At 58.3% G+C, this 3,580-nt stretch carries 5 protein-coding genes, 1 tRNA gene and 1 pseudogene; all 7 read left to right on the top strand.

Annotation, left to right across the window (positions count from 1 at the left end):
• Positions 1 to 193, top strand: a pseudogene (locus AC1DWI_RS16740) (preprotein translocase subunit SecG); the annotation flags it as partial.
• Between the two features lie 115 nt (positions 194 to 308).
• Positions 309 to 393 (top strand) — tRNA-Leu (locus tag AC1DWI_RS16735).
• Between the two features lie 99 nt (positions 394 to 492).
• Positions 493 to 852 carry an NADH-quinone oxidoreductase subunit A gene (locus tag AC1DWI_RS16730; protein WP_477671591.1) on the top strand — a complete coding sequence of 120 codons (360 nt, stop codon included), beginning with the start codon at positions 493 to 495 and terminating at the stop codon, positions 850 to 852.
• 54 nt (positions 853 to 906) lie between these two features.
• Complete coding sequence (locus AC1DWI_RS16725; RefSeq protein WP_477725249.1) at positions 907 to 1,386, top strand: NuoB/complex I 20 kDa subunit family protein; 480 nt, start codon at positions 907 to 909, stop codon at positions 1,384 to 1,386.
• A 3-nt stretch (positions 1,387 to 1,389) separates the two neighbouring features.
• Entirely contained in the window at positions 1,390 to 1,998 is a 609-nt protein-coding gene (locus tag AC1DWI_RS16720) for an NADH-quinone oxidoreductase subunit C (protein WP_477671592.1), read from the top strand.
• Positions 1,999 to 2,021: 23 nt separating this feature from the next.
• Positions 2,022 to 3,275: an NADH-quinone oxidoreductase subunit D gene (locus tag AC1DWI_RS16715; protein ID WP_477671593.1), complete on the top strand. Its 1,254-nt coding sequence runs from the start codon at positions 2,022 to 2,024 to the stop codon at positions 3,273 to 3,275.
• On the top strand, positions 3,272 to 3,580 hold a 309-nt coding region (locus tag AC1DWI_RS16710; RefSeq protein ID WP_477725248.1), incomplete at its 3' end, for a hypothetical protein. The genes AC1DWI_RS16715 and AC1DWI_RS16710, both read left to right, overlap by 4 nt.

The raw sequence follows: 3,580 nt of genomic DNA, 5'->3' as shown, positions 1-3,580 counted from the left end.
CTTTGGCAATGCTCCTGCGCGCACAAGCTCCAGCGTCCTGGAGGGGGCCGCCGTGAGCGCTCCGGCGCCGGCTGCTGCAGCTTCCGGTGCGGCCCAGATTCCGGGAACCTCTGCGCCTGCAAGTACTGGCACGGCAGTTCCTGTCCCGCCTGCGCCTGCCGCGTCCGGTGCTGCGCAAATCCCGACGAAATAACGAGATTTTGCTGTTGCCCGCAGTCGGGAGCAGCAATATTTCGGGGTAAACTCTAAGACTGTCTGGAAAGCCAAAAACCGCAAGGTTCCTCATGCCATCCAGGCAGTTAAATACCGCGGACGTGGTGAAATTGGTAGACACGCTATCTTGAGGGGGTAGTGCCGAAAGGTGTGCGAGTTCGAGTCTCGCCGTCCGCACCAGATTGACATGCATCGGCAGCAGTGCTCCGGCAATGTTGTCGGCTCAAACGGCAAGCTGAAGCAAACCGCGCAAGTGGCTTTTCAGAAGTTGAATCCACGATGAACCTCGATCAATACCTTCCTGTTCTTTTGTTTATTCTGGTTGGTGTGGGTGTCGGTGTGGTGCCTCAGGTCCTGGGGCGTTTGTTGGGCCCCGTGCGTCCCGACAGCGAAAAAAATTCCCCTTACGAATGCGGCTTCGAGGCTTTCGAAGATGCCCGCATGAAATTCGATGTGCGCTACTACCTGGTCGCCATCCTCTTCATCCTTTTTGACCTCGAAATCGCGTTTCTTTTTCCCTGGGCCGTGGCGCTCAGGGAAATCGGCCCTGTCGGTTTCTGGTCCGTCATGATTTTCCTGGGCATTCTGGTCGTGGGCTTTGTTTACGAGTGGAAAAAGGGTGCGCTGGACTGGGAATAAGAAGCTAAGAATCCCGAGGGTTCTCTAGGCGGGTCACGCCACAAAGGTACGGGTATGTCACTTGAAGGTGTTTTCAACGAAGGCTTCATGACCACGAGTTACGACTCGGTGGTGAATTGGGCCAAGACGGGTTCGCTTTGGCCCATGACGTTCGGCCTGGCCTGCTGCGCCGTCGAAATGATGCATGCGGGCGCGGCGCGTTACGACCTGGATCGCTTCGGCATGTTGTTCCGTCCCAGCCCGCGCCAGTCCGACCTGATGATTGTGGCCGGCACGCTGTGCAACAAGATGGGCCCGGCCTTGCGCAAGGTGTACGACCAGATGTCGGAGCCGCGCTGGGTGTTGTCCATGGGCTCGTGCGCCAACGGCGGCGGCTATTACCACTACAGCTATTCCGTGGTTCGCGGCTGCGACCGCATCGTGCCGRTGGACGTCTACGTGCCCGGCTGCCCGCCCACGGCCGAAGCGCTGATGTACGGCATCATCCAGCTACAGCAGAAAATTCGTCGCACCAACACGATTGCGAGGGCATAAAGCATGTCCTCTTCTCCTGTGTCCATGGAACAACTCGCCGAAACGATTCATGCGGTGCTCGGCGACAAGGTCAAAAGCCTGAAGACCGCTCTGGGTGAAATCACCCTCACGGTCGCCGCCGCCGATTACCTCGCGGCCGCAACCCTGCTGCGCGATGCGCCAGGTTGCCGCTTCGAGCAGCTCATCGATCTGTGTGGTGTCGACTATTCCGAATACAAGGACGGTCAGTACGACGGCCTGCGCTACTGCGTGGCGTCGCATCTGCTGTCCGTCAGCCTCAACCAGCGCGTTCGCCTCAAGGTGTTCTGCCCCGACGACGATTTCCCCGTGGTGGATTCGCTCAATGGCATCTGGAACTCGGCCAACTGGTTCGAGCGCGAAGCCTTCGATCTCTACGGCATCATCTTTGAAGGCCACAATGACCTGCGTCGAATCCTGACCGATTACGGTTTCATCGGCCATCCTTTCCGCAAGGATTTCCCGACCTCGGGCCATGTGGAGATGCGCTACGACCCTGAGCAAAAGCGCGTGATTTACCAGCCGGTCACCATTGAGCCGCGTGAGATCACTCCGCGTGTGATCCGTGAAGACAACTACGGCGGCCTGCAGTAAGCAGCGTCGACAGAAGATACCCCATGGCTGAAATCAAAAATTACACGCTCAACTTTGGGCCACAGCATCCCGCAGCGCACGGTGTGTTGCGCTTGGTGCTCGAGCTCGACGGCGAAGTGATCCAGCGCGCCGACCCACACATTGGCCTGCTACACCGTGCCACTGAAAAGCTCGCCGAAAGCAAGACTTACATCCAGTCGCTGCCCTACATGGACAGGCTGGACTACGTCTCGATGATGTCCAACGAGCACGCCTACTGTCTGGCCATCGAGAAGCTGCTCGGCGTCGACGTGCCGGTGCGCGCGCAGTACATCCGCGTGATGTACGCCGAAATCACGCGCCTGCTCAACCACCTGCTATGGCTGGGTGCGCACGGTTTCGACTGCGGCGCGATGAACATCCTGATTTACTGCTTCCGCGAGCGCGAGGCGTTGTTCGACATGTACGAAGCCGTGTCCGGCGCGCGCATGCATGCGGCCTACTTCCGCCCGGGCGGCGTCTACCGCGACCTGCCCGACAGCATGCCGCAGTACCGCGTCAGCAAGGTCAAGAACGCCAAGGCCATCGCAGCGCTCAATGAGAACCGCCAGGGTTCGTTGCTCGACTTCATCGAGGACTTCAGCAACAAATTCCCGGCTTATGTCGATGAGTACGAAACCCTGCTGACCGACAACCGCATCTGGAAGCAGCGCACCGTGGGTGTCGGCGTTGTGTCGCCTGAGCGAGCCCTCAACCTCGGCTTTACCGGCCCCATGCTCCGCGGTTCGGGTTTCGCCTGGGACCTGCGCAAGCAACAGCCCTACGACGTCTATGACAAGATGGACTTCGACATCCCGGTCGGCAAAACCGGCGACTGCTATGACCGTTACCTGGTCCGCATCGAAGAGATGCGCCAGTCCAACCGCATCATCAAGCAGTGCATTGACTGGTTGCGCGTCAACCCCGGCCCCGTGATCACCAGCAACCACAAGGTTGCCGCACCCGACCGCGAATCCATGAAGTCCAACATGGAAGAGCTGATTCACCACTTCAAGCTCTTCACCGAAGGTTTTCACGTGCCCGAAGGTGAAGCCTATGCGGCGGTCGAGCACCCCAAGGGCGAGTTCGGCATCTACATCGTCAGCGACGGTGCCAACAAGCCCTATCGCTTGAAGATCCGCCCGCCGGGTTTTCCGCATCTCGCGGCTATGGACGAAATGTCGCGCGGCCACATGATCGCCGATGCCGTTGCTGTGATCGGCACCATGGATATTGTGTTTGGAGAGATTGACCGATGAATCGGTTATCCCGTTCGCTGCTGCTCTGTTTTTTTCTGCTCGGACTGCAGGCGGCACACGCGCAAACAGTTTCCGCGGCGGAGATGGAGAAGCGTCGCGTGCTTGCCGTTCGCCTGATGGCCCAGACCGGATTCGACAAGATGTATGACACCATGGCCGACCAGATGATCCCATTGTTTGAGCCCATGTTGACCCAAATGCTGAAATCAACCAATGCGCCCAAACCGCTAAAAAAAGAATTTATCTCGAAATTCTCGGCGAATTTTCTTCGTGAATTCAAGTCCACCGAAACAAAACAGCTCTAT

Source organism: Polaromonas sp. P3_C2 (genome assembly GCF_056402675.1).
The sequence above is the reverse complement of the archived record's forward strand: the minus strand, read 5'-3'. Positions and strand labels throughout refer to the sequence as shown.